The organism is uncultured Thiodictyon sp. (genome assembly GCA_903837595.1).
In the GTDB taxonomy this organism is placed as follows: domain Bacteria; phylum Pseudomonadota; class Gammaproteobacteria; order Chromatiales; family Chromatiaceae; genus Thiodictyon.
On the sequence record CAILVI010000222.1, the window covers coordinates 1 to 1,569 of the forward strand.

2 protein-coding genes are annotated in these 1,569 nt (G+C 61.8%); both read left to right on the forward strand.

The window, feature by feature from the left end; translation table 11 throughout:
• Positions 1-475 (forward strand): branched-chain amino acid ABC transporter permease (locus QZY44_RS11790; protein ID WP_295446422.1); only part of this gene is annotated, 475 nt, incomplete at its 5' end.
• 8 nt (positions 476-483) lie between these two features.
• The coding region (locus tag QZY44_RS11795) for a branched-chain amino acid ABC transporter permease (protein WP_295446424.1) at positions 484-1,569 on the forward strand (1,086 nt) is incomplete at its 3' end.

Sequence of the window (1,569 nt, forward strand, 5' to 3'; positions counted from 1 at the left end):
CAAGATGGACCTCTTCGCGTTTGGCTTTTCCATCGTCGCCATCGGGTTGTTACATTGCGGACTGATGTACACCAAGGTCGGCACGGCCATCCGCGCCGCATCTCACGACATGGAGATGGTCTCGGTGCTGGGAGTGAACCTGGACATCCTGGTGGCGGTGCTGTTCCTGATTGCCGGCGGGCTGGGCGGCATGGCGGGCGTGTTCATGGGGGTCAAGTACATGGTGTATCCCAGCATGGGGTGGATCACCAACAAGGCCTACATCGGCGCGGTGATCGGAGGGCTGGGCAGCCTGCCCGGGGCCATCGTCGGGGGCATTCTACTGGGCCTCCTGGAATCCCTGGTTTCTGTCACGGTGATCGGCTCGGTTCACCTTTCGACGTATCGCGACGTGTTCAGCTTCGGGATGCTGGCCATCCTCCTCATCGTGCGCCCGACGGGACTGTTCGGGCGGCTGGTCGAAGAGAAGCTCTAGGGGGATGCATGGCCTACGCCCAGGCGATCTTCACCAATTCGGCCATCTACATCATCGCTGCGATGGGCCTGGCGATCTTTACCGGGTACACCGGGCTGTTTAGCCTGGGGCACGCGGCCTTCATGGCCGTCGGCGCCTACACGGCCGCCATCCTCACATATTTCTATCACTGGCCGTTGGTCCCGGCGCTGCTGGTGGGCATGGTCGTCTCGGTGCTGGTCAGCCTCGTGGTGGGCTATCCCGCCTTGCGCGCCAAGCTGCGCTCCGACCATTTCGCGATTGCCACGCTTGGCTTTGGCGAGGCGCTGAAAGTCATCCTGGAGAATCTGGAGATCACGCAGGGAGCGCGCGGTCTGCCCGGAATCCAAAAGCTCGCCGGTCCGTTCAACACCGCCGTGTTCATGGTGTTGGCGGTATGGCTGTGCCGGAACTTCCTGCGCAGCACCTATGGGCGCAAGATCATCGCCATCGGCCAAGACCCCGTGGCCGCCGAAATGATCGGCATCCGGCTCTTGCCGAACCAGATGCTCTCGCTGGCGATCAGCGCGGCGCTTGCCGGACTGTCGGGAGGTTTGCTCGCACACTATATCACCTTCATCCAGCCGGCAATTTTCAGCATGGACCTCTCGAGCTTGTTGACGGCTGGCGTTGTGTGCGGCGGCATGGGCAGCCTGACCGGCCCCTTTGTGGCAACGGCATTGTTCGTCGTCGTGCCGGAACTGTTTCGAGGGCTGGCGATGTGGCGGTTGGTCATGTATGGCGTCCTCCTCGTGGTCATCATGAACTTGCGGCCCAAGGGCCTGTATGGCCACGAAGAGTTGAGCCTGAGCAATTTGCCCAAGTTATTCATCATCATCGGCCTCACCGTGGGCCTGACGATCGGCTCCGGATTCTATAATGGCTATTCACCAGCCTGGGGAGAGATCCCGGCGCTGCTGTTGGCGGCCGTGGTCGCCCTGGGTGTGACGGTTGCGATCGGCTTTGCGGGCCGTGGATTGGCATGGCTGTTGAAACCGCTCCTGCCTCGCCTCGGGGAGACGTGGGATCGCGGGTTCAACCGCGTCGTTCATCTCTTTGATGGACTCCTGACACCA